This window comes from Phormidium tenue FACHB-1052 (assembly GCF_014696675.1).
In the GTDB taxonomy this organism is placed as follows: Bacteria; Cyanobacteriota; Cyanobacteriia; order Phormidesmidales; family Phormidesmidaceae; genus Nodosilinea; species Nodosilinea tenuis_A.
Map to the genome: position 1 here is coordinate 1 of NZ_JACJQN010000009.1, position 23,034 is coordinate 23,034.

The 23,034-nt window shown below is 54.3% G+C and carries 20 protein-coding genes; 12 read left to right on the forward strand and 8 right to left on the reverse strand.

Annotation, left to right across the window (positions count from 1 at the left end; translation table 11 throughout):
- The first annotated feature begins 252 nt into the window (after window positions 1–252).
- Window positions 253–462, forward strand: coding sequence for a hypothetical protein (locus H6G07_RS13215; protein WP_073608635.1), 210 nt, complete (start codon window positions 253–255; stop codon window positions 460–462).
- Between the two features lie 113 nt (window positions 463–575).
- On the opposite strand, the gene sigC is transcribed toward H6G07_RS13215, so the two are convergent.
- Window positions 576–1,838 (reverse strand): RNA polymerase sigma factor SigC, encoded by a 1,263-nt coding sequence (gene sigC / locus H6G07_RS13220; protein WP_073608636.1) that lies wholly within the window; start codon window positions 1,836–1,838, stop codon window positions 576–578.
- Between the two features lie 306 nt (window positions 1,839–2,144).
- On the opposite strand from sigC, the gene H6G07_RS13225 reads away from it, so the two are divergent.
- The 3 genes from H6G07_RS13225 (at window position 2,145) to H6G07_RS13235 (ending at window position 4,409) form a co-directional block, all read left to right on the forward strand.
- Complete coding sequence (locus tag H6G07_RS13225) at window positions 2,145–2,315, forward strand: PCP reductase family protein (RefSeq protein ID WP_073608637.1); 171 nt, start codon at window positions 2,145–2,147, stop codon at window positions 2,313–2,315.
- A gap of 328 nt (window positions 2,316–2,643) precedes the next feature.
- Window positions 2,644–3,174 (forward strand): DNA starvation/stationary phase protection protein Dps, encoded by a 531-nt coding sequence (gene dps, locus H6G07_RS13230; RefSeq protein ID WP_073608638.1) that lies wholly within the window; start codon window positions 2,644–2,646, stop codon window positions 3,172–3,174.
- Window positions 3,175–3,353: 179 nt separating this feature from the next.
- Window positions 3,354–4,409 (forward strand): cation diffusion facilitator family transporter, encoded by a 1,056-nt coding sequence (locus H6G07_RS13235; protein ID WP_084173166.1) that lies wholly within the window; start codon window positions 3,354–3,356, stop codon window positions 4,407–4,409.
- Between the two features lie 141 nt (window positions 4,410–4,550).
- On the opposite strand, the gene H6G07_RS13240 is transcribed toward H6G07_RS13235, so the two are convergent.
- From H6G07_RS13240 to tgt, 5 genes are all read right to left on the reverse strand, one after another.
- Window positions 4,551–5,177 carry a GUN4 domain-containing protein gene (locus H6G07_RS13240; RefSeq protein ID WP_073608639.1) on the reverse strand — a complete coding sequence of 209 codons (627 nt, stop codon included), beginning with the start codon at window positions 5,175–5,177 and terminating at the stop codon, window positions 4,551–4,553.
- Window positions 5,167–6,732: a GUN4 domain-containing protein gene (locus tag H6G07_RS13245; protein WP_073608640.1), complete on the reverse strand. Its 1,566-nt coding sequence runs from the start codon at window positions 6,730–6,732 to the stop codon at window positions 5,167–5,169. The genes H6G07_RS13240 and H6G07_RS13245 overlap by 11 nt, the downstream gene beginning before the upstream one ends.
- 59 nt (window positions 6,733–6,791) lie before the next feature.
- Window positions 6,792–7,913, reverse strand: a complete 1,122-nt coding sequence (locus tag H6G07_RS13250; RefSeq protein WP_073608641.1) for a hypothetical protein — start codon at window positions 7,911–7,913, stop codon at window positions 6,792–6,794.
- Window positions 7,914–8,162: 249 nt separating this feature from the next.
- Window positions 8,163–8,300 carry a photosystem II reaction center protein K gene (locus H6G07_RS13255; protein ID WP_017299971.1) on the reverse strand — a complete coding sequence of 46 codons (138 nt, stop codon included), beginning with the start codon at window positions 8,298–8,300 and terminating at the stop codon, window positions 8,163–8,165.
- A 112-nt stretch (window positions 8,301–8,412) separates the two neighbouring features.
- The gene (gene tgt / locus H6G07_RS13260; RefSeq protein ID WP_139297042.1) at window positions 8,413–9,555 is read right to left on the reverse strand and encodes a tRNA guanosine(34) transglycosylase Tgt; all 1,143 of its coding nucleotides are present in this window, start codon (window positions 9,553–9,555) and stop codon (window positions 8,413–8,415) included.
- Between the two features lie 153 nt (window positions 9,556–9,708).
- Here tgt and H6G07_RS13265 point away from each other — a divergent pair, with 153 nt between their 5' ends.
- The gene (locus H6G07_RS13265; RefSeq protein WP_073608642.1) at window positions 9,709–9,957 is read left to right on the forward strand and encodes a UPF0175 family protein; all 249 of its coding nucleotides are present in this window, start codon (window positions 9,709–9,711) and stop codon (window positions 9,955–9,957) included.
- A gap of 451 nt (window positions 9,958–10,408) precedes the next feature.
- On the opposite strand, the gene H6G07_RS13270 is transcribed toward H6G07_RS13265, so the two are convergent.
- Entirely contained in the window at window positions 10,409–13,282 is a 2,874-nt protein-coding gene (locus tag H6G07_RS13270; RefSeq protein ID WP_073608643.1) for an Eco57I restriction-modification methylase domain-containing protein, read from the reverse strand.
- Between the two features lie 523 nt (window positions 13,283–13,805).
- On the opposite strand from H6G07_RS13270, the gene H6G07_RS13275 reads away from it, so the two are divergent.
- Window positions 13,806–14,141 carry an ArsR/SmtB family transcription factor gene (locus H6G07_RS13275; protein ID WP_073608644.1) on the forward strand — a complete coding sequence of 112 codons (336 nt, stop codon included), beginning with the start codon at window positions 13,806–13,808 and terminating at the stop codon, window positions 14,139–14,141.
- 51 nt (window positions 14,142–14,192) lie between these two features.
- Here H6G07_RS13275 and H6G07_RS13280 read toward each other — a convergent pair whose 3' ends face one another.
- A complete protein-coding gene (locus H6G07_RS13280; RefSeq protein ID WP_084173169.1) occupies window positions 14,193–15,665 on the reverse strand; it encodes a peroxidase family protein in 1,473 nt (490 codons plus the stop codon).
- 268 nt (window positions 15,666–15,933) lie between these two features.
- Here H6G07_RS13280 and carB point away from each other — a divergent pair, with 268 nt between their 5' ends.
- From carB to groL, 6 genes are all read left to right on the forward strand, one after another.
- Window positions 15,934–19,203 carry a carbamoyl-phosphate synthase large subunit gene (gene carB, locus H6G07_RS13285; protein WP_073608818.1) on the forward strand — a complete coding sequence of 1,090 codons (3,270 nt, stop codon included), beginning with the start codon at window positions 15,934–15,936 and terminating at the stop codon, window positions 19,201–19,203.
- A gap of 319 nt (window positions 19,204–19,522) precedes the next feature.
- On the forward strand, window positions 19,523–20,086 hold the full coding sequence (locus tag H6G07_RS13290) for a hypothetical protein (RefSeq protein ID WP_073608646.1): 564 nt from the start codon (window positions 19,523–19,525) through the stop codon (window positions 20,084–20,086).
- Between the two features lie 71 nt (window positions 20,087–20,157).
- Window positions 20,158–20,397 (forward strand): hypothetical protein, encoded by a 240-nt coding sequence (locus H6G07_RS13295; protein ID WP_073608647.1) that lies wholly within the window; start codon window positions 20,158–20,160, stop codon window positions 20,395–20,397.
- Window positions 20,397–20,816, forward strand: coding sequence for a putative toxin-antitoxin system toxin component, PIN family (locus H6G07_RS13300; protein ID WP_073608648.1), 420 nt, complete (start codon window positions 20,397–20,399; stop codon window positions 20,814–20,816). The genes H6G07_RS13295 and H6G07_RS13300 overlap by 1 nt, the downstream gene beginning before the upstream one ends.
- Window positions 20,817–20,878: 62 nt before the next feature.
- Window positions 20,879–21,073: a hypothetical protein gene (locus H6G07_RS13305; protein WP_073608649.1), complete on the forward strand. Its 195-nt coding sequence runs from the start codon at window positions 20,879–20,881 to the stop codon at window positions 21,071–21,073.
- A gap of 229 nt (window positions 21,074–21,302) precedes the next feature.
- A complete protein-coding gene (groL, locus tag H6G07_RS13310; RefSeq protein WP_073608650.1) occupies window positions 21,303–22,985 on the forward strand; it encodes a chaperonin GroEL in 1,683 nt (560 codons plus the stop codon).
- The last annotated feature ends 49 nt before the right edge of the window (window positions 22,986–23,034 follow it).

The window sequence follows — 23,034 nt, forward strand, 5'->3', positions numbered from 1 at the left end:
CCATGGAAATGAGGGTCCTAGGCTGAACTACTCAAAGCTTAGCGCTCATAGCCCTAGGCAAGCCTAAGCATTATTGCTCATCGCATAACTGGGATGCGCCCGTTGGATTACCCTTGGAATAGATAGTCGAGGTGTTATTCAGGTCGTCATTCACACCTTCGAGCAGGTTAACCCTAGCCTGTGCCAAATTCGGATTATTTCAGCTCGCAAGGCAACTAGAGCAGAGATCTTGCAATATCAGGAGGCTGAGGGATGAAAGCAGAGTACGACTTTTCTAAGGGCGAGAGGGGAAAGTTTTATCACCCCGAGGCCGAGCTTCAGTTCCCTATCTACCTAGAGCCTGATATCAATGCCACAATCAGCCGCCTGGCTGAGGAAAATGGCGTAGAAGTGCAAGCCTTGGTCAATGAGTGGCTGAGGGCTAACCTCAAACTGATAGACAGCGTGAGACGGGCAAGTTAGGCCAGCGGTTGTGCTTAAGAAAAATCCCTTCAAAAAAGGGGACGGGTGCCTGGGCAATAGCTCAAGTTTTGAGCTTGCCCCATAGGCACCCGTCCCCTTAGCGACGAGGGTCTCTAGTTCAGAGCTTCGAGGTAGTCGCGGACGCGGTTGCGGCGCTTGGGCTGGCGCAGCTTTTGCAGCGCCTTAGACTCGATCTGGCGCACTCGCTCGCGGGAAAGCTCCAGGGCACGGCCAATCTCGGCCAGCGAGTAGGGGGTGCCGTCGCCCAAACCAAAGCGCATGTTAATCACATCTTGCTCACGGGTGGTGAGGTCGGCCATCAGCTGTTGCAAATCACGGCGCAGCGACTCGCGAATCAGCATGTCTTCGGGCGACATGCAGTCGGTTTCGAGCAGGTCGCCCAGCTCGGTGTCGCGGTCTTTGCCCACTTTGGTTTCGAGCGAGACGGCGCGGGGTACGCGCAGCAGCACTTCGCGCACCTGGGCGGCGGTCATGTCGAGCTCGCGGGCGATGTCTTCAACCGAGGGGGTGCGGCCTTTCTCTTGGGAGAGCTTGCGCTGGGCCTTTTTGATTTTGTTGAGCTTTTCGGTGATGTGGACGGGCAGGCGAATGGTGCGGCTCTGGGTGGCGATCGCCCGCGTAATTCCCTGGCGAATCCACCAGTAGGCGTAGGTGCTGAAGCGGTAGCCCTTGGTAGGGTCAAACTTTTCCACCGCCCGCTCTAGGCCCAGGGTGCCTTCTTGGATGAGGTCGAGCAGCTCCAAGCCCCGGTTTTGGTACTTTTTGGCCACCGACACCACCAGGCGCAGGTTGGCCTTAATCATGTGCTCTTTGGCGCGAATGCCTTCGGAGATGGCCTTCTCCAGCTCGGGCACGGTGAGGGTAGTGAGGGCAGCCCAGGCACGCTTACCTTCAGCCAGGGTGGGCTTGAGTTCAGCAATGGGCACGTCAGCCTCGGCGGCCCAGCGCTCCAGGGAGGGGCGATAGCCCAGTTGGGAGGAGAGGCGATCGCGGGTTTGCAACAGCTTGCTGTAGGTGGCCAAAATGCCGCCGGTTTTCTCAGCGGCCTGGTTTAGATCGATTAAAAGCTGCATGTAGCCCTGGACGCACTGGGCTTCAGAAACCTCTTCGTGGCGCTCTAGCAGGCGCACTCGGCCAATTTCTTGCAGGTAGAGGCGCACTAGGTCAGTGGTGTGACGCCCTTTTAGCACCTCTACGGCATCGGCTTCGAAGTCGCCCTCGTCGGCGTCGGCAGCGGAGAAACCTTTGAGAGACCGGGATGCCCCCTCATCCTCATCTCCCAGTTTGGAGAGATTAAACTCTCGCTCAGGCCGGGCGGAGGCTTCGTTCTTGCTGTAGTGGGGTGTTGCTACCATGACGTGCTCTAGTAACGTGTACTAAACTTGTGCCGATAGGCCATTTGCCAACCTGGCTTCAGTATTCCCAAACCGCCAGGACTTTAGAACAGTGGTTGGAGTTCCGGGGGCTGGGCGGTGCTTTTGGGGCGGCCCGAGTCTACGGGGGTTGGGCTGAAGGAGGAAATTGCTAACCGACACCGTAATCTACGCCGTTTCTGCGGATAATTCCTGACGGAACGTTACACCTTGGCAAAAACCTTACATTGAACCCAAAGCAACCTATAGGATTAGGGCATTCGTTGCTATTGGGAGCAGACTTCGCTAATGGTTAACGGTCTTCCCTGGACGGCTGATGCCCAGGCCAAGCTCAAAAATATTCCGTTTTTCGTGCGTGCCCAGGCCCGCAAGCGGATTGAAGATGTGGCCCGCGAGACTGAGGCCGAAGCCGTGACGGCAGATTTGGTCGAACAGGTGCGGTTAGAGTTTGGCCAGTAGCCTTGGGGATGCTTTTCCAAACTCTTGCGGATAAACCGCCGACTCTGCCTTGGGGTATAGGCTGCTTTGCCGCCGCAGCGATAGAGTTAGGCTGTGTTCCCATGGCTACTGTAGCCCAGTGTGCTCTAACCCAGCACCCAGCGGTCTACGACCCGGCTAACGTTTCTCCAACTTACCCGACCGACCCAAAGGGTTGCAAGTCGAAGTCATAACGAGTATGATTTAGAAGAGCCGAGGCCTTAGTGGTACGATTTCAAGATTAGGTCCGACGGCAAAAGCACCAGTTTGTTGGTTATTCGTTCGATTGACAGAAACAAAGAGAGGCCCCATGGTTGCAACCGTTGAAAAAACAAAGACTAAGCGTGGGTTTTATCCCACCCGGATCGATATGTCGGCTGAGGTGCGATCGCAGGTTTGTGACGTGCTTAACCAGACTTTGGCCGCCACCCTCGACCTCAAGACCCAGACCAAGCAGGCCCACTGGAATGTCAAGGGCATGGACTTTTACCAGCTACACGAGCTGTTTGACGAGCTGGCCGGTGAGCTAGAAGGCTATGTCGATATGGTGGCCGAGCGGGTTACTGCCCTGGGGGGCACCGCCATGGGCACGGCCCGCATTGCCGCCAGCGAGTCGATTTTGCCCGAATACCCGATCGATGCTGTGGAAGGCGCTGAGCACGTCGAGGCTCTGGCTGAGCGCTTTGCCGCCTATGGGAAGCACGTGCGCGCCGCCATCGACACCACCGATGAGCTGGGCGATGCTGACACCGCTGACCTCTACACTGAGATCTCTCGCACCATTGACATGCGTCTGTGGTTCCTAGAGGCGCACTTGGTGAAGAAGTCCGATCGCGGTTAATGGCCGCAGTTCTCTAGTTCAGGACTAGCTAACGGTCGGGGGGGTAAGCCATACCTTCCCGACTGTGTCGTTTAAAGCAGGATTTTTGCCGACGGACTAGGCTTAAGTCTGCGGCCTTGCGGTGGCAAGACTCGGTTTTAAGCAGGTACCATAACGCTTCAGTAGCGCTGTTGCTCACTATGCCTAACCCGGCTTCTCAAGTTCCCAATTCTGACGCGGTCGAGGGCGCGCTTCGCGAAGCGATTCCTGGGGAAATCGCCCTGGTTGCCGCTGTTGAACACGATCATCACCATGATCACGATCGCCATCATGGTCATGCTCACGGGCACACCCACGGCGCTGTAGATCCTGAGATTGTGGCTTCAGAGCGGGGGCTCTGGGCGGTGAAGTGGTCGTTTGTGGGGCTGGTGATTACGGCGATCGCCCAGGCGGTTGTCTTTGCCCTCTCCGGCAGCGTCGCCCTGATGGCTGACCTGATTCACAACGTGGGCGATGCCATGACCTCGGTGCCCTTGGGGGTGGCGTTTTTGCTAGCTCGCGCTAAACCCTCGCCCCGATTTGCCTATGGCTATGGCCGGGCGGAAGATCTGGCGGGGGTGGCGATCGTAGCGGTGATTTTCTTGAGCGCCCTGATTACTGCCTACGAGTCGATTGAGCGGCTACAGCATCCCCAACCGCTGGATCATTTAGGGGCACTGGCGGCGGCAGCGGTGATTGGTTTCATTGGCAATGAAGTCGTGGCCTTGTTTCGGCTGCGGGTGGGGCGATCGATCAACAGTGCCGCCCTGGTGGCCGACGGGCTGCACGCCCGAGCCGATGGCATGGTGAGCCTAGCGGTATTGGTGAGCGCTCTAGGAGTGGGGCTAGGCTACCCCTGGGCCGACCCGGTGATGGGCTTGGTGATTACCCTGGTGCTGCTGCGGGTGGTGTGGCAATCGACCCAGACGGTGTTTACCCGGCTGCTCGATGGGGTGGAGCCTGAGATGGGCGATCGCTTGCGCCATGAAATCGCGCACGGGGTTGAGGATGCCGCCGCTACGGTGACTCAGGTGAAGGCGCGGTGGCTGGGCCATCGGCTGTATGGCGAGGTGAGTTTGGCGGTAGAGCCGGGGCTGTCGGTGGCGGCGGGGGAGGCGATCGCATCCCACCTCAGGACTCACCTTCACCAGCAATTGCCCTACCTGGCCGAGGTCACCATTCAGGTGCAGCCCCACGAACCTACCGTCTTGGACTAGCGACATTCCTTGAGTCTGTCCACGGTTAGGCGGCTTCAGGACAACTTTCTTGCTCCCCCATGGTGGAATGGTGGGCAGTGCCCACCCTACGGTGGCTACGGTCGCCAGATAAAGGGGGGAGCTGCTTTTCTAGAAGTCTCTCTAGCCGCCGAGTTGGTGGCAGCGCGACAGCCGTAGCATCATGGCGTCGAGGCGGGCCAGATCGCCAAAGGCTCCTCCCTGGCCGGTCAACAGGCCACCCATTTGCAGCGAGGCAATGCGTGGTACCCGCCAGTACCACAAGGCGGGGAGGTGCCCCCGGGGGGCCTCAAGGTCAAAGTCTAGCCAGCTATAAAACCGCAAAAACCCGATAGGCCGCAAGGGAAACAGCATCAGCCACCCCACCTCTTCAAAAAAGGGATGGGGGGTAGACCAGTTGCGTAGGGCCGGGTCAAAGTCGATGGTTTCTAGGGTAGCGGCATAGATCTGAAGCTGGGCCGAAAAGCCAAAATGCCCGCCGCTAGCTCTCTGCCAGCGATCGTCGATAGCGTGCAGCAGTTGGCAAGGCAGACCCGCTAGAGCATCGGTTGTTAGGTGAGGCTGGTGAGGTCGACGGCGCGGCTCTGGCTCGGGCAACAGTACAGGTTCACCGCTGTAGTTCTGCACCGCCGCGTCGAGCAGCAGGTCTGCCGTCAGCCGATCCGCCGTCTCCCAGTCTTCTTCATTAAGCAGCAGGCTGAGTTCGGCGAGGCTTTCGTCTAAATGGTTATGAAGGGAGTTAGACAGCACGGGTTTGCCCTCCGGTGAGCACCGTGGGGGCGGCTGGGTCAACGGCTGGAGTTGGCGCTGGGTCTAGGGGCATGCATAGGCTCAGGTGGTGGATGACGGCGGCCATGACGTCGAGGCTCAGGCGGTAGCGATCGCTCAAACTTAGGCAGCACCAGCGCCAGGTCGGCAGGTGGCCCAGGGGCGCTTCAAGGCTGAAGTTGAGGTCATGGTAGGGCCGGTAGCCTTGGTAGAACAGCGACGGCGGCTCGCGCCAGCCCAACGCCTGCTGAAAGGCCAACCACTGCTGGCGATCGTCCTGCTGAATGTGCTGCTGGGCTCGGTGCACCTGCTGCTGGGCCTTGAATCCAAAGCGCTTGTTGCTGTGGCGGCTCCAGAGGGCATCGATGGTGGCTAGATCGACGGCGGGTAGCCGCTGCACGGTGGCGGCGGTGACGGGCTGCATGTCGCAGTTGAGAGCCTTGAGAATAACGGCTTCTGTTTCCATGTCGGCCTCTTGCCAGGCCTGTTGCAGCAGCAGGTCGCGCAGGCGGCTGTAGTCAACCCCAGCGGCAGACTCAATGCCGCCGTATAGCTCATTGCGCACGGTTGTCTCCAGGGCGATCGCCTCCTCAATAGATAGCCCCCGCAGTCGGCGGGCCTGGTCGAGGCGTCCCTGGTCAAACGCGGAAGGGTACAGGCTGCTGGCCATGGTCTGGCGACAGAGCGCTAGGTACTGCTCTAGGTGTTCTCGGGCCTGCTGCACCTGATGTTGGCGATCGCCCTCGGCTTTAGTCTCAGTGGCCAGGCGGGCCGCTGCAGCGGTTTTGGTGGCCTGCTGCTCGGCTTTGAGTTTGACCTCGTCGCTGTAGCGCTGCCAGTGCTTTTGGTAGATGGCCTCAGCCTCAGGAACCGGCAGGGCCAAGTTTTCAGCCAGTTCTTGCAGTACTGGCCAGGGGTCTTTGGCAGCAAAGGGCTGGTCTGCATCCATCTGGCGCAGACGGTCAAATTCGGCGGCAGCGGTCTCGTCAAAATAGCGGTGTTTTTCGGCCTGGGTTTTATAGGGGCCGACGACTCTGGCATTGAGCCGTTCTGCCTGTTCTGCCGAAAGGCCGAGGCGCTGGCGCAGCAGGTTGAGATTGTCGAGTTCGGTGGACGAGAGTTCACCCTGGGTGCGGCTGTAGGTTTCGGCTTCGGCGAGATAGTCGCGCTCTGGGGAGAACAGCAGCCCGCTTTGGGCGGTGGCCATCAGATCGATGAGGTCGTCGGCGCGATCGGTTTGAATTTGCAGGTTGAGGTCTGAAATCTGGAAGAGAAACCAGGTTTCGAGGGGCTTGTAGTAGAGGCGATCGCGCAGACGCCTCAAGATAGAGACCAACAGATCTGAAGGGGCGACAAACCTGGTGCCTACTTTGACCTGGGCCGCTTCTCTAGTTTCTAAAATGGGGTCAAAGCGAACCTGGCCCATGCCATCGAGATCGCGCAGGTCATCAATTAAGTAGCGAACCTCGGTGTCTAGCTCATCGTGCTTGAGCTGGGGTTCGACAAACTTGATCAAACAGGCGATGTTTTGCGCCAAGTCAACACCTCACAGACGCACCAAGGCTAGGCTCCAGCCAGTGGCTCATTCCTTGCAACCTATAGTAAGTCAGATAATAAATACAGCTCATCTAAAACGGGTTTCTCCAGAGCTTCGGCCTCTTGCGGGTTGAGATGATAAGACTCCCGCGCCTGGGTCAGGCGACCCCGGTTAAAATCAGAACCAGCCATTTGAGCCATGATGCCCTGGCGAAACAGCGCCGCATCGGGGCGGTTTTCAGCGATTCCAATGCGCTCTGGGGCAACACTTTCTGGAGCAACACCTTCTGGGGCAACGCTCTGGGGTTTCAGCGCATCGATGACCATGGCTTCAAACTGGTGGCGGTAGCCCAGCGATCGCTCCTGCTGATCGCGCTGCCGCTGAGCCTCGTCGGCGGCCTTGGCTTCGGCCTGCCGCTGCGTCTGCTCAGCCTCCTGGCGGAGAGTCTTCAGGCGCTCGTCTTTGAGAAACTGAGCATCGGCCATGGGCAAACCCATGGTGACCGCTTTGGCCCGCATCACCTTCCAAAAAGCCTCATCGAGATCGCTGACCTGCTTGCACACCAGCAGTTCTCGGCGAAAGTGCTGATATTTCTCGGCCAGGGTTCTAAATGGCCCCATGGCGGTGGCGTTGAGTTCGTTGGCCTCTTCGGTTGATAGCCCCACCCGCTGCTGCACCAGGCTTAAGTTGGCCTTAGCCGCCGGAGTTAGCTCCCCAAAGGTGCCTATATAGGCCTCGGCCTGGGTGCGATAGAACTCGTGGGGTGGCAGGAGAGCCTCGCCGAGGATGAGCAATTGAGCCAGCGCCCGAGCCTGGTTGGTCTGAATAGTAATAGTGTGGCTGGGCGGAATTTCTAAGACAAAAAGGGTTTTGTGGGCGGTGCGCTCTAGCCAGTTACCCACACACCGCAAAACAACTCTGAGTTTATTCAACGGAATCTCGCACTGAAGGCCAGCATATAGGCTGGGTTCGCCCCCGCTATGGTGGGCCGTGGCCTCGGCCAAAATGCTGTACTGCGGATTGGGAAGAAACGCAAACTTGGTCTGCTCAAGACTGCTCAACTGGGTAATGCGGCTACAGAGAGCCTGCACCCCAGCATGGGTAACCCTCGGGTCTGCCTCAGCCTCTAGGGACTTGATCGACAGCCTAAAACTGTTGCCTGAGCCAAAATTTTCGATCATCGCCGGTGGGTGCCATAGAGCAGATTAGCGCTGGCTCAGTATATCAATGCCTAGCGGTAACAGCTTTGCTATGTCGCAACCTCAACTTGCCGGGGGAAAAGTCGCTGGGTGTTGGGCTCTCAGCCAACCCGGTGGGCTCAATCTAGGGGCTGGGGCGTGCGCGTCTATGGCGGCTTGCTAGAGCCCCTCAAACAAAGCCCCAGCGTTAGTAACGCCGGGGCTGAACTCTATATTAAAAATGTAAAAGGGTTATTTGAAACCGACGGAAGCCTGCCACACAAAGGCCAGCAGCAGGAAAAACACAGGAATGATGGGCAGCACGTCTACCAGGGGGTCGAACAGGGAGTAGGCCTCGGGCAGTTTGGCCAGCAGCATTGCGACTTCCATTGAATGATTATCCTCTCATTACACAGCCGGAACCAGCCTCAGACCTAAGCCGAGCCTTACCCTGAGCGCCCTGGCCGAAATCTGAGAATTGGTAAATTTTCTTCGCATTTTATCACGACGGGGGGGCGTCCAGGTCGGCAGCGATCGCGTTTGGCGCTAACCAGTGGGCAAATTCTGTGGTGAAGCGATCGCCCAAAATCGCCTCCCGGATCCGCTGGGTAAAACGCACCAGCTCGGTGATGTTGTGGATCGAGATCAGCGTAAAGGCCAGCATCTCCTTGGCGTGGATCAGGTGGCAGAGGTAGGCGCGGGTGAAATTTTGGCAGGTGTAGCAGGGGCAGGCGGCGTCGATGGGGGTGTAGTCGCGGCGAAAGCGCTGGTTTTTCAGGTTCCAACGTTCCCCAGCCACCAGTGCCGCGCCGTGGCGGGCCAGCCGGGTGGGGATGACGCAGTCGAACAGGTCTACCCCGGCGGCGATCGCCTGAGTCATCTCCCGATAGGTGCCTACCCCCATTAGATAGCGAGGCTTGTGCTCGGGCAGGCAGGGGGCGGTGGCTTTGACGATGGTTTCGATCAGCTCTGGCGGTTCGCCCACGCTGACGCCGCCGATCGCATAGCCCGGCAGATCCAACGTCGCTAGCTGCTGCGCGGCCTCGGTACGCAGGTCGGGGTAAACGCCCCCCTGCACAATGCCAAATAGCGCTTGATCCGGTCGTTGGTGGGCCTCAACGCAGCGCTGGAGCCAGCGCCAGGTGCGATCGGTGGAGGCTTTGATCGTCTCGCGGCTGCACGGGTAGGGGGGGCATTCGTCGAAGGCCATGATCACATCGGCCCCCAGATCGTTCTGGATCTGAATTGAGGTTTCGGGACGGATATTGATGATGCGACCATCCTTGGGCGATTTAAACGTCACCCCGTCCTCAGTAATCGTGCGCATCTGGCTGAGGCTAAACACCTGAAAGCCGCCCGAGTCGGTCAGCATCGGACCATCCCAGCCCATGAAGCGGTGCAGCCCCCCCGCCTCGGCCACAATGTCTTCCCCCGGTTGCAGGTGCAGGTGATAGGTGTTGGAGAGCACCATCTGCGCCCCGGTAGTGGCGAGTTGGGCGGGGGTGACAGTTTTGACGTTGGCCAGGGTGCCCACGGGCATAAACCGAGGGGTGTGCACGGGGCCGTGGGGGGTGGTGAAGGTGCCTGCCCGCGCCTGGGTGTGGCTACAGCGAGCGTCGCAGCTAAAAGAAAAAGCCTTGGTCAAAATGAAGCGATCCGAAAGTGAGAAAACGGGTCTCATCATATCACCCGACATTCTTGGTTTTATCGATATCCTGGTGCTCAGACTTAGTGTTGTAGCCCTGTCTGCCTAATTTTTGTGAGTTATGCTGAAGTATGAGCTTGCAGGGATAAAGCTATGAGCGTTTTAATTTCAGACGAAATCTTACGAGCGTCTCAACTTACTCCAGCCGAGTTTCGTCAAGAAATTGCTGTGCATTTGTTTCAAACAGGGCGTTTGACCCTGAGCTATGCCAGCCAGCTTGCAGAACTGCCTCTCAATGACTTTCGCCAACTCTTGAAACAGCGAAATATACCTTTCTACGTGTATGACGTTGAAGATTTTGGGTTAGATCTGAAGAATTTACAGTCGTTAGGTCGGTTGTGACTGTTTTTAGCGATACGTCGGCAGTAGCTTAAAAAGCTGTAAGGTGCGTCGTTGCTGTTAAGCCAAATTGGCTCGCTGCCACTACCCGGACGCACCGCTTACTGTAGTGGAGCACCTGCTAATATGCTGCTAGATTTAAATTGGCGATTACAGGTAGCTATAGCAGATCTGTGCTGAGTAACCGTTTAGAGAAGAACAAAATCTCAAAGTTTTCAATTTCGCCAGAGTCAGGGTTTAGGCGAACGACTTATTTCATCGCCAATTTCTTCTGATTCTTGCTCTGGGCAGGGTTGACATTTGCCGATGTAGAGAATGTCGTCGATCTTGTCGCATCGGAATGTTAGCTTTTCTGCTATAGGATTTGACCTCAGGTGACTTCCATTGTTTCTGCGCTCCACATAGGAATACCGTTAGCGTCTCTCTTGCGTCCTTTGTTGAAGAAGAAACCAATCTATAGAGATTCTTCTACAATTGCAATCTCTTCGTCGGTTAAGCCGTACAACCCATAGACTAAACGATCAATTTGTTTGTCCGCTACTTTTATTCTCTGCGATTTTACACCCTTTTCTGATGGAGTTTTTGCTGTTTCAGCTCCCTTGCAAAGCAGCAACATCTGATCCACTAAATCGATAATATTGTCGTAGATAGCTTTTTCTTCAAGAATGTCGAACCTAGGTATTTTTAAGGGCAAAGATGCTATATGCTCTCTTTTTACTTGGGCTAACGCTTCTCCTTCTTCAGAATTAACGATTTTTTGATAAAACCAATTCAGTAACTTGGAATTGATAACTCCTAGCAAAAACCTAAGGCTGAGATTTTCATCTCTAGGAACGATAGTATATGAATTATCTCTGACAATGAATTGTGATGTATCAAGCGTAGCAACTAAAGAATCTCCTGTTTGGCGAATAACTATTTTTTCTAGGGCATCATATTTTGCAGAATATCTTGGCTCTGCTAACCAGTTCCCAAAACTTATCCAATAATTCTTATTCCATAAAATTTTATATTTTTGGATTAGGCTACCCCGAAGTAATGGCCTAAATGTAGAATCTTCTTGCGTATCCGAGACGAAAGGTTTATTGTTGACAACTTCCCTAGTCTGCTTAGGCTTTCCTTTCCCGATCTGAAAGGGCTTCGCTCCCTGAGTTACCAAAAAATTTTTGTCAAGAATAGTCCCCGATCTCATTTTTTTGACTATACAGGAGAATTTAGGATGCTCAAAAACATTAACGGGTTTACCTTTTCTCTCGATCCAGTTGATTTGTGGGATTTCATATGAGATCTCTTTCTTTTTGTCTACTATAGAAATAGAAATAAGGTGATCAGCAGTTGATCTTTTGTTCTCAAGTATCACTACTTCTGTATTGACTGTCACCTTCTTGAAAACTGAAAAAAGATAGTGGCGGACAAATAGTATTTTCTTCTCCTCAAAAAGATAAATTCTAATTCTTTCCGAAAGTAAATTCAACAGCCACGTGTTAGGGATGATCATGCCCCAGAAGCCATTTGGCTTCATCTTTTGGAGTGATCTTTCTAAAAAAGCAAGGTAAGAGTCAAGTTGATAGTTTTGGTACAGGTATGCCTTATTGATATACTTGGCTTCAGACTCACTTAAAAAACTTCCATAAGGGGGATTTCCTATAACGATGTTGAATCCCCCTCTCTTCTTGAAAACCTTGCTAAAGTTATCTTCCCAATTAAAAGCATTAACTCTATATATCTCTTCGTCGTTAAGAAGATGCATTTGTACAGAGTCATAATAATCTTCATCTATAAGAGAATTTCCACATCTAATATTTTCTCCAAGATCAGGAAGCGCCCTATCATGGAGAAAGTCTAATTGCTTAAACAAGGTTTCATTTGACTCATCTTCTAGCAGCTTTAGGCATAAGGATAGTTTGGTTGTTTCGACAGCCTGAAGATCAATATCTATGCCATAGATATTTTTAGTTAAAATATCTTTTTTCTCCTCAGGCGTCAAAAAATATTCACCTTTCTCTCCAAGATAGGTTTTGCTTTTGTGTCCATCCTTGGCTGGATCTTCTCTGTATTTCTGTAGATACCAATTCAAAAGATATTGATATGCTGCAATCAAGAATGACCCGGAGCCACATGACGGATCAATTATCCTCAAGCTAAGCTTAGCTTGACGAGTCGTTTTATCTTCTAAAAACTTTCCAATTGTATTTGCGATAATATAGTCAACAATAAAAGGAGGAGTATAATAAACACCTCCTGCCTTTCTGACTTCTGGCTTGTCTTCAATAATTGCTTCATGTTTATCGGTAAGTCGAATAACTTTGCCTAAAAACTGCTCATAAACCTGACCCAAGATTTCTATTGGAATAACTGAAAATTCGTAAGGGCTATCAGGATAATATAAATTTTGAATGATCCGCTGTAATGGCTCATCCCCAATCTCTAGACTAAGTGTAAGCTCATCGTGCTCATCTCTGTCCTTCTCAGATTTAAAGTGAAACAGGCCAGAGTTATAACGATAATCTGCGCTTCGGAATAGAATACAAAGATTCTCATAAACACCTGTCGTGAGAGTTGTATTCTTTAACTGTTCATAAGGTTCTATATTTCGATCTTCAGCAATTCGCAAGAAAACTATGCGATTGATTGTCATCTGCACAGCAAAGTTTAGCTGTCTTTGGTTCAAATCAGGATTTCGTATTGATAAATCAGTCGCCAATTGTTCTCGCCATCCCTCAATCTCTTTCAGAAAGGCTGTGTCGACTGTAGCAGCCCCTCTATTGCCGTTTTCTTCTATGAATTGATCAAGGGATCCTGCTAAAACTGCTTCTTTAGAAAACAAATCATAAATTTCATTCCAGCTATCAACATATCTTTCAAAATTAAAATATTTAAGCCTTGCCTTAGATGCCTTATCCTTTTTGTCAGGCATTACACGACAGTCATAAACTGCTAATTCTTGGAAGTCAGTTAAAATGCTTATAGGTAGTTTTGCTGGCCAGCCATAGCGCCTCACTTGATAAGCTGCATCCTTGCTTGCTTCAAGATTAACCGATGGTTTTTTAGCTTCTACAAAAAACTTGCGAATTCCTCCAATTTTAAAGCAGTAGTCAGGCGCTTTCTTATGTTTTGACCCTGCAACGCTAATCGAATCTTCAACGATGACTTCTTTGTACAGTTCTGGTAAACTCTGTCTATTATCTAGATCCCATCCTAACGATTCAAAAAAAGGATTCAAAAATTCTTGTCTTAGCTGAGCCTCTTTATAGCTGGTTGATGTATAGATTTTTTCATTGTCTTTAAAGCGCTTGACTAATTCCAAAAATCTTTCAGGGATAGCCATAATCTTCTTTGATAGTATTTGTTGGCAATCTAATGTACTTAACCGTTCTTAGTATGATGGCTTATCAATAGCTAAATTACAGGATTCAAATAATTGGCATCAAGCCCGCTTGCACAAGCCTCGATATTTTCCTGATTTAATAATTATCGATTAATACGGTGAACTTCCAGGACACATCTAATGCATTGCACCTTGCGGAGAATGGTTCTAGGCGGGGAAGAGAGGGGGTGGTGCTCCTCAAATCCCCTGGTCATTCCGACTTAAGCTAGCTAAGCCGCAATGACTAGACCTATTGTAGTTCTAGCTTTCGGTTTAGCACCCTCACGGGATGCTAGGCGAGTTTCCCGTTTTCTTTACCGAAGGTGAATTCCCATGACTTATGAACTTACGTTGCCCATGCGCAACCAAGAACTGGTGCGCCTGATTGCCATTGACGTCTACAGCGCCGTGCGCCCATTCCATAACAGGTCTAGTCAGCTCTGCTAGGCTAGGCTAGAAGCCAATCCTTGTAAAGCTCAGGCCAATGTCAACCGCCCTGCAAACCGCCTCATCGGCCACCACCATCGCCAAATTTAAGGCCCTGTCCGACCCGCTGCGGCTGGAGGTGATTGAGCTGCTGCGATCGCAGGAAATGTGCGTGTGCGATCTGTGCGATCGCATGGCGATTGCCCAGTCAAAACTCTCCTTCCACCTCAAAACCCTGCGCGAAGCCGGGCTAATCTCCGCCCGGCAAGATGGCCGCTGGATCTACTACAGCCTCAACCCCGCCGAGTTTGGCGAACTCGAAGACTACCTCAGGACTTTGCGTCACCTCAGCCCCCAGCGGCCTGCCTGCCCCTGCCCCCCCGATCGCCTGTAGGGACGCAGCATATTGCGTCCCTACAGGTCAGATAGCGATTAGAGCTGTACCCTAGCTCGCGGATGCCTCGGCGGGTTGAGGTGTCTCAGCGGGTTGCACAGGGGCCGGAGCGGGTAGGGTAGGCAGAACAGGAGGCTCAGCGACTTTCGCAAACTTCAGCAGGTCGGCCATCTTGAAGTCACCGCCGGTTCCCAATCTGGGTTTCCAGTCGGGCTCTTGGCAGAGGTACGACAGCTCGTCAGATTGCAGCAGGCCGATAAACACCTCGGCCACAATGCGACCGCCCACAGGACCGAGCGATCGGCCATCGGCGCGCTTGTCGGCCTCCCGCAGCACGTAGAACCACAGGGGCGTGTTGTGGGCCAACTCGGTACTGATCGCCGCCACATCCGCCAGGTCAGCGGCAGACAAGGGTGCAATTCCCATTTTGCCTGCGACGGTTTGACCTGAGGGTAGCCCAAAGGTCAGGTGGCGCAGCAGGTTTCGCTGGGCTAGCGAGGCCGGGTTCGACGCCATGTTGGGCGGAATAAACGGCAGCTGAAACAGGGGTCGCGAGATGGTGGCATCGATGCGCTGGCTGAGCTGAGGCGTGGCAGTTTCATTCACTTTGAAAAAGTTGCGCCAGTCCATCACCCGCTCGGGAGGTAACGGTTTGCCGCTTGACAGGTCGTTACCGCCCGAGCCAGGGGCCGCAAAGATCGCCGCCCTAAACCCGCTATTGATGACATATCCGCCGCGCACCTGGCTGTGGCCAAAGCGGTAGGCTGCCACCGAAAATTCCACTGGAATGTAGGGTTCACGCCGCCAGCGAGTGCTGTAGAAGCGGCGGCCCCGCTGCAGCACGGTGTCAACCACATTCTGGCCCACCAGCAGCGGCAAAAACTCATGCAGCACAATCCACTGGTAGTGCCAGCGCACCAGCTTTTGGGCTTCGTCAAATAGCTGGCTGGGGTTGACGCCATCGGCCTTGAGCTTGTCGATCATCGCGTTGTGAAACTTGACGAAGGCCAGGTGCAGCTGCGACACAATCAGGTTTTCGTCGTTGCGGGGGTCGCCCAGCAGCGCGATGCCCTGGCTGTTCCGGGGCAGGTCGTGGGGGCGAGCCGCGTCGATCAGCAGCTTGCCGCGATTTTCAGGGCGGCTGTCGTAGAGAAAGGGGCTGGCAGTGGGGCCAGCGCCATAGACACTATCCAGCTCAAAGGATGGGGTGCGGAAGTTTTCGATCGCTTCAGGGTCAGACTGGCGCTCCAGGCTGGAGGTGGGGTCGAAGGTGAGGTCGTGGTCGATGAACTGGCCCAAAAAGGTAAACCCAGCCGGAATCGCGGGGTTATCGGGGTTGTTGGCGGGGCCGGGGTCCATAATGCCTTCGGCTTTGCCCAGCTCCATCAGGGCCTGGCGAATGGCGGGGGTGTCTTGGGCAAAGGGGCGGGTGCAGCGAAACATTCTGCCGAAGCGGCCCCGAGCCGGAACCCGAAAGCGCGGAGGAGCAGTGTCTCTGAGATACATTTGACCGTGGCGTGTCATGGCCTACCTCGTGTAGTTCAACTCGATGGATGGCCCCATCATGGCAAGGGGGTCGGGGCGATCGCATTACCCGCGCGGGTACTTTTTGCCCCCAAAAGCCCTCGGTGATAGTGCGGAAGTTTTGCTTAAATTCACTAAACGCTGACATTGGCCCGCAGCCCTGGGAAATCCCGCCCAGAATCGCGTCGGAATGCTGCAACCTAAGCAAACGAATCTGGCAATTAGCCCTTAGAATGATTTGGATTTTTCCTACGCACCCGTGCAGCCTATGCCCCGCCGTGATGACATCAAAAAGATTCTGCTGATCGGCTCTGGCCCGATTGTCATTGGTCAGGCCTGCGAGTTTGACTACTCTGGCACCCAGGCCTGCAAAGCCCTGCGGGAAGAGGGCTACGAGGTGGTGCTAATCAACTCCAACCCGGCGACGATTATGACCGACCCGGAGACGGCGAATCGCACCTACATCGAGCCCCTGACCCCCGAAATCGTGGAGCGGGTGATTGAGCGGGAGCGCCCCGATGTGCTGCTGCCCACCATGGGTGGTCAAACGGCGCTGAATCTGGCGGTGACCCTGGCCAAAACCGGCGTGCTAGAGCGCTACGGCGTCGAGCTAATTGGGGCCAAGCTCGATGCTATTGAAATGGCGGAAGATCGCAAGCTGTTTAAAGAGGCGATGGCGCGCATTGAAGTACCCGTGTGCCCGTCGGGCCTGGCCGAGACCATGGATGAGGCCAAGCAGATTGCCAAGCAGATTGGCACATTCCCTCTCATCATTCGCCCGGCCTACACCATGGGCGGCACCGGCGGCGGCATCGCCTACAACCAGGAAGAATTTGAAACCATTGCGCGATCGGGCCTCGATGCCAGCCCGGTGTCGCAGATTCTCGTCGAGCAGTCGCTGCTGGGTTGGAAGGAGTACGAGCTGGAGGTGATGCGTGACTTAGCGGATAACGTGGTGATCATCTGCTCAATCGAAAACCTCGACCCCATGGGCGTCCACACTGGCGACTCGATCACCGTGGCCCCGGCTCAAACCCTGACCGACAAGGAATACCAGCGCCTGCGCGATGCCTCGGTCAAGATCATCCGCGAAATCGGCGTGGAGACGGGCGGTTCCAACATTCAGTTTGCGGTCAACCCTGACAACGGCGATTTTATTGTCATTGAGATGAACCCTCGGGTGTCGCGCAGCTCGGCGCTGGCGTCTAAGGCAACGGGCTTCCCGATCGCAAAATTTGCCGCCAAGCTAGCGGTGGGCTACACCCTCAACGAAATTTCCAACGACATCACCAAGAAAACTCCGGCCAGCTTTGAGCCCACCATCGACTACGTGGTGACCAAGATTCCCCGGTTTGCCTTTGAAAAATTCCCCGGCACCACCTCGACCTTGACCACCCAAATGAAGTCGGTGGGCGAGGCGATGGCGATCGGTCGCACCTTCCAGGAGTCGTTCCAGAAAGCGCTGCGATCGCTGGAGACTGGCCGGGCGGGCTGGGGCTGCGATCGCGCCGAAAAGCTGCCCAGCCTCAACGAAATTCGCCCCAAGCTGCGCACTCCCAACCCCGAGCGCATCTTCGATCTGCGCCACGCCATGCAGCTCGGCCTCACCGTCAACGATATCTACGACCTCACCGCCATCGACCCCTGGTTTCTCAACCAGCTCTCAGGCCTGCTGCAGACCGAAAAGTTTCTCAAGCGCACCCCACTGACCGAGCTGAGCTACGACGACATGCGGGCGGTCAAGCGCCAGGGCTTTAGCGATCGCCAGATCGCCTATGCCACCGGCACCCACGAAGACGAGGTGCGCCAATACCGCAAGGGTCTAGGCGTCATTCCCGTCTACAAGACCGTTGACACCTGCGCCGCCGAGTTTGAGGCCTTTACCCCCTACTACTACTCCACCTACGAAGACGAGACCGAGGTGCTGCCCAGCGATCGCCCCAAGGTGATGATCCTCGGCGGCGGCCCCAACCGCATCGGCCAGGGCATCGAGTTTGACTACTGCTGCTGCCACGCGTCGTTTGCCCTACGCGACGATGGCTTTGAGACGATCATGGTCAACTCCAACCCCGAAACGGTCTCGACCGACTACGACACCAGCGATCGCCTCTACTTTGAGCCCCTAACCAAAGAGGACGTGCTCAACATCATCGAAGCCGAAAACCCCATCGGCATCATCATCCAGTTCGGCGGCCAGACCCCCCTCAAGTTAGCCGTCCCCCTCCAGCAATACCTCGCCTCCCTGCCCGCCGCCGACCCATCCGCCCATCCACCCATCCACCCACCCACCAAAATCTGGGGCACCTCCCCCGACTCCATCGACACCGCCGAAGACCGCGAACGCTTCGAGGCCATTCTGCGCGAACTCGACATTAAGCAGCCCCCCAACGGCATGGCCCGCAGCTACCAAGATGCGCTCAAGGTGGCCCAGCAGATCGACTACCCGGTAGTAGTGCGCCCCAGCTACGTGCTCGGTGGCCGCGCCATGGAAATCGTCTACTCCGACACTGACCTAGAGCGCTACATGACCTACGCGGTGCATGTGGAGCCCGACCACCCGATTTTGATCGACAAGTTTTTGGAGAACGCGATCGAGGTGGATGTGGATGCGATCGCCGACCACACCGGCCAGGTCGTCATCGGCGGCATTATGGAGCACATTGAGCAGGCGGGCATCCACTCCGGCGACTCGGCCTGTTCGCTCCCCACCATGACCCTGCCCGACGCCGCCCTCGCCACCATCCGCGACTGGACGGTGAAGCTGGCCAAGCGCCTGAAGGTGATCGGCCTAATGAACATTCAGTTTGCGGTCAAGGGCGATCAGGTCTACATCATTGAGGCCAATCCCCGCGCCTCGCGCACGGTGCCCTTTGTCTCGAAGGCGATCGGCCACCCGCTAGCCAAGATCGCCGTGCGGGTCATGTCGGGCAAAACCCTGGCCGAGCTAGGCTTCACCAAAGAGGTGATTCCCCAGCACATTTCAGTGAAAGAAGCCGTGCTGCCCTTCGACAAGTTTGCGGGTACCGACGCCCTGCTCGGCCCCGAAATGCGCTCTACCGGCGAAGTCATGGGCATTGACGCCGACTTTGGCAAAGCCTTCGCCAAAGCCGAACTGGGAGCCAACCAAAAGTTGCCCCTCGCCGGCACTGTCTTTATCTCCATGAACGATCGCGACAAAGCCGCCGTCATCCCCGTTGCCAAAGAACTGGCCGACATGGGCCTCAAACTGATCGCCACCTCGGGCACCCGCGCCGCCCTCATGGATGAAGGGCTCACCGTAAACCTCATTCTCAAAGTCCACGAGGGCCGCCCCAACATCGAAGACGCGATCAAAAACAACGAAATTCAGCTAATTATCAACACTCCAGCGGGTAGCACTGCGATCGAGGACGATCGCTCTATTCGTCGCACGGCCCTGGCCTACAAGGTACCAATTATCACCACCATCGCCGGAGCCAAGGCTACAGCCTCCGCCATCCACTCCCTGCAACAGCACCCCCTGCAAGTGAAGTCGCTTCAGGAGTATGTGAGGATGTAAATTAGCGATATAGCAGGCTCCGCTGTGAGAGAGCTTATAACGCAGAGATAGCTTAGGCGATGCTGGATAATATCTTGAAATTAGGAATTATCCAGCAAATATGACATTTGGTTCCCTAAAAACTAAGTAGTGTCCTGTGAAGCCGCCGAATAATCCTGGATGTATGGATCTTATCCAGTGAATCTGACACTTAATACATAGCTGTATCGCTTAGTTCTCGGTTGGACAGTCCGTAAAGGTCGCTGGTTAGTACCTGGGGCTAGGCCATCTTGAATATACTTGAACAAGTAGCTCAGATAGATGGGTAGGGAAGTCAGTTATGGTGTTGGACGACCCGGAAGAGATCTTCCAGCAGCAGATTTTTCAGACTCCACCAGATGTCATTGACGAAACATGGAAACATGGAGCAATTCTTGGTGGAATTTTATACGATGTTTATACAACGCTACGAGTTGCAAATGCCTTTAAGCTAGCGGGAGACATTCTTGTTGATAAAGTTCTAGCATCTGATACTGAGGCTTATGAAATTATTTATCCAGTTCTCTATAACTACCGGCATTGTTTAGAACTGTATTTGAAAGCTGTGTTGAAAGATGCTAGAGGGCACAATCTCTTAAATATGACGGAGAAGTTGGAAGAACAAATTCAGAAACAATTAAAAGCAAAGTTGCCGACATGGTTTAGGAAATGGATTCTTGAGTTTGATGAGTTTGATAGGGGTTCTGATACATTCCGGTACACCGACAAATATGTTGAATCTCGGCACACTCAGAATATGGGCGAGTTCTGGATTGACTTTGTTCTTCTTAAAAAGATTATGGCCTTATATCAAGAAGCATTTCATCGTCTCGCTAATATCTCTCTTCAGAAGCAGACAGAGTGAGGTTGCATTAATCTCATACTTCAAATAGCAAATACTTTGCCACAAAATCTACGCAAAAGAGGTGAGGCAGAATGGCAATCTTAACCCTGAGTAATGGGCAAGTTATTGAATTGGTCAAGCAGCTTCCCCCTCAACAGCAGGCTGAAGTATTCAAGTACCTAATACTTCAGCAATGGAGTACGTGGGACTCGCTCTCTAACTACGGAACTGAGAAAGTCAGAATAGTTGCTCAAGAGCGTGGCCTCAACTGGGATGCTATGACCGAAGAAGAGCGCGAAACTTTTATAGATGACGTGTTGCACGAAGATTAATGCACTACGTTGCCGTCTTTGACACCAATATTTTGATCTCTGCCTTGCTATCCAGCACCGGCACTCCTTTTCGATGCCTGGCAGCGGCAAAAATAGGGCAGGTCGAATCCGTAACCTGTCAGGCCATTCTGGATGAGTTTTTGGAAAAGCTGATAAACAAATTCAAATTCTCCGAAGCAATGGCCCAAGCTGCTGTGAGTGAGGTACAGAGCTTTTCTAGGATGGTGAAAATTTCAAAGACACTCAAAGCAGTCCCCAATGACCCAGACGACGACATGGTTGTGGAGTGTGCATTACTCAGTAGCGCTACTCATATTGTTACAGGAGACAAACATCTTTTGTCGTTAACTAACTACCAAGATATTGAAATTGTAAAAGCCATAGATTTTTTGGCATTAATATCAACGGATGGAAGCTGACCAGCTAATAAGTCTGCACTAGCGCCTGTAGTAAGGTTTAAGTAGGCACTGAGCAAAAACCTATGACGGCCACAGCCCAAGAGCTTCTCAACACCTTTGATGCATTGCCCGACACAGAACAAATTGCGATTGCCCTGGCAATCTTGAGACGGCTAGCTAATCTAGACTTTCCACCCTTGACCGACGACGATCTAGCCTTGAACGCAGAAACACTGTTCCTCTCACTAGATGAGCAAGAAGCAGACCACGAGCATTGATGAGGTGGCAACTCCTTTCTTTCCCGCATAGCATCACTCCCGGCGGTCTTGACCTACTAGCAGCACGGCAGAAGTTCAACTGTATTGCTAAAGGAATTTGCCCCCTTTGCCGTAGAGGATCGGTTATTGCGACTTACCGGCTGTCTCGCGCAGCGGTAATCTGGCAAGGTTAGCACTCTGGCATAGCGAGTGCTAAGTTTGTCTCTGGAGAGCTGAAAGACAGGACGACATGGCAAAAAGAATTTCCTTTGATGAGGCTTCGCGGCAGGCCCTCGAGAAAGGCGTCAACGCCTTAGCCGACGCCGTTAAAATTACCCTCGGCCCCAGGGGTCGCAACGTCGTACTTGAGAAAAAGTACGGGGCACCACAGATTGTTAACGACGGCATCACCATTGCCAAAGAGATTGAGCTAGAAGACCCCTTTGAAAATATGGGCGCTCGCCTCATGCAAGAGGTGGCCTCTAAGACCAAAGATTTAGCGGGCGATGGCACCACCACCGCTACTGTGCTGGCTCAGGCCATGGTCAAAGAAGGTCTCAAGAACGTGGCCGCAGGCACCAACCCCGTCAGCCTGCGTCGCGGCATCGACAAAGCCGTTGCCCTGCTGGTGAGCGAAATCGCCGCTGTGGCTAAGCCCGTAGAAGGCAATGCCACCATCGCCCAGGTCGCCACCGTCTCCGCTGGCAGCGACGAAGAGATCGGCAAAATGATCGCCGAAGCCATGGATAAGGTGACCAAAGACGGCGTCATCACCGTGGAAGAATCGAAGTCTCTCTACACCGAGCTGGATGTTGTCGAGGGGATGCAGTTCGATCGCGGCTACATTTCCCCCTACTTCGTCACCGACCAAGAGCGTATGGTGACCGAGCTTGATAACGCTCGTGTGCTAATCGTCGACAAAAAAATCAGCTCAATTCAAGATCTGGTGTCGGTGCTAGAGAAGGTGGCTCGCGAGGGTGCTCCCCTGCTGATCATTGCCGAAGACATTGAGGGCGAGGCTCTAGCTACCCTGGTGGTCAACAAGGCCCGGGGCGTGCTGAATGTAGCGGCGGTGAAAGCGCCGAGCTTTGGCGATCGCCGCAAAGCCATGCTGCAAGACATCGCCGTACTCACTGGCGGCCAGGTAATCTCTGAAGAAGTGGGCCTCAGCCTCGACACCGCCGACCTGTCCATGCTGGGCCTGGCTGTTAAAGCCACCATCACCAAAGACACCACCACCCTGGTGTCAGATGCGGGCAACAAAGCCGACATCGACAAGCGCATCGAGCAAATTCGTAAAGAGCTGGCCGTCACCGACTCTGACTACGACAAAGAAAAGCTCGCCGAGCGCCTGGCTAAGCTAGCGGGCGGCGTCGCCGTCATCAAAGTCGGAGCCGCCACCGAAACCGAGCTTAAAGACCGCAAGCTGCGCATCGAAGATGCCCTCAGCGCCACCAAGGCTGCGGTAGAAGAAGGCATCGTCCCCGGCGGTGGTGCCACCCTGCTGCACCTGGCCCCCAAGCTGGAGTCGCTCAAAGCTTCTCTCAGCGCTGAAGAGGCGATCGGTGTAGATATCGTCATGCGGGCTGTGGAAGCGCCCCTGCGCCAAATTGCCGACAACGCGGGCCAACCCGGCTCGGTGATTGTCGAGAAGGTCAAGGAGATGAGCTTCCCCACGGGCTACAACGCCCTTACGGGTGCCTACGAAGACCTGATTCAAGCAGGCATTATCGACCCCGCTAAAGTCGTGCGATCGGGTCTGCAAGATGCGGCTTCCATCGCCGGTCTGCTGCTCACCACCGAAGCCCTAGTGGTCGATATCCCTGAGCCTCCCGCTCCCGCTGGTGACCCCGGCATGGGCGGTATGGGCGGCATGGGCGGTATGGGTGGCATGGGCGGCATGGGTGGCATGGGCGGCATGGGCATGATGTAGCCTGCCCCTAGTCATCTCTGAATAAATGCTTAACCCCTAGGGGCACAGT

Bases quoted from the DNA above. Each gene is read 5' to 3' on its own strand.
- H6G07_RS13255 (WP_017299971.1), bottom strand. From the start codon at position 8,300: ATGGAAGTCGCAATGCTGCTGGCCAAACTGCCCGAGGCCTACTCCCTG.
- dps (WP_073608638.1), top strand. From the start codon at position 2,644: ATGGTTGCAACCGTTGAAAAAACAAAGACTAAGCGTGGGTTTTATCCC.
- H6G07_RS13305 (WP_073608649.1), top strand. From the start codon at position 20,879: ATGACGGCCACAGCCCAAGAGCTTCTCAACACCTTTGATGCATTGCCC.
- H6G07_RS13265 (WP_073608642.1), top strand. From the start codon at position 9,709: ATGAGCGTTTTAATTTCAGACGAAATCTTACGAGCGTCTCAACTTACT.
- H6G07_RS13295 (WP_073608647.1), top strand. From the start codon at position 20,158: ATGGCAATCTTAACCCTGAGTAATGGGCAAGTTATTGAATTGGTCAAG.
- H6G07_RS13235 (WP_084173166.1), top strand. From the start codon at position 3,354: ATGCCTAACCCGGCTTCTCAAGTTCCCAATTCTGACGCGGTCGAGGGC.
- groL (WP_073608650.1), top strand. From the start codon at position 21,303: ATGGCAAAAAGAATTTCCTTTGATGAGGCTTCGCGGCAGGCCCTCGAG.
- H6G07_RS13300 (WP_073608648.1), top strand. From the start codon at position 20,397: ATGCACTACGTTGCCGTCTTTGACACCAATATTTTGATCTCTGCCTTG.
- carB (WP_073608818.1), top strand. From the start codon at position 15,934: ATGCCCCGCCGTGATGACATCAAAAAGATTCTGCTGATCGGCTCTGGC.
- H6G07_RS13225 (WP_073608637.1), top strand. From the start codon at position 2,145: ATGGTTAACGGTCTTCCCTGGACGGCTGATGCCCAGGCCAAGCTCAAA.
- H6G07_RS13280 (WP_084173169.1), bottom strand. From the start codon at position 15,665: ATGACACGCCACGGTCAAATGTATCTCAGAGACACTGCTCCTCCGCGC.
- H6G07_RS13250 (WP_073608641.1), bottom strand. From the start codon at position 7,913: ATGATCGAAAATTTTGGCTCAGGCAACAGTTTTAGGCTGTCGATCAAG.
- sigC (WP_073608636.1), bottom strand. From the start codon at position 1,838: ATGGTAGCAACACCCCACTACAGCAAGAACGAAGCCTCCGCCCGGCCT.
- H6G07_RS13275 (WP_073608644.1), top strand. From the start codon at position 13,806: ATGTCAACCGCCCTGCAAACCGCCTCATCGGCCACCACCATCGCCAAA.
- H6G07_RS13290 (WP_073608646.1), top strand. From the start codon at position 19,523: ATGGTGTTGGACGACCCGGAAGAGATCTTCCAGCAGCAGATTTTTCAG.
- H6G07_RS13270 (WP_073608643.1), bottom strand. From the start codon at position 13,282: ATGGCTATCCCTGAAAGATTTTTGGAATTAGTCAAGCGCTTTAAAGAC.
- H6G07_RS13215 (WP_073608635.1), top strand. From the start codon at position 253: ATGAAAGCAGAGTACGACTTTTCTAAGGGCGAGAGGGGAAAGTTTTAT.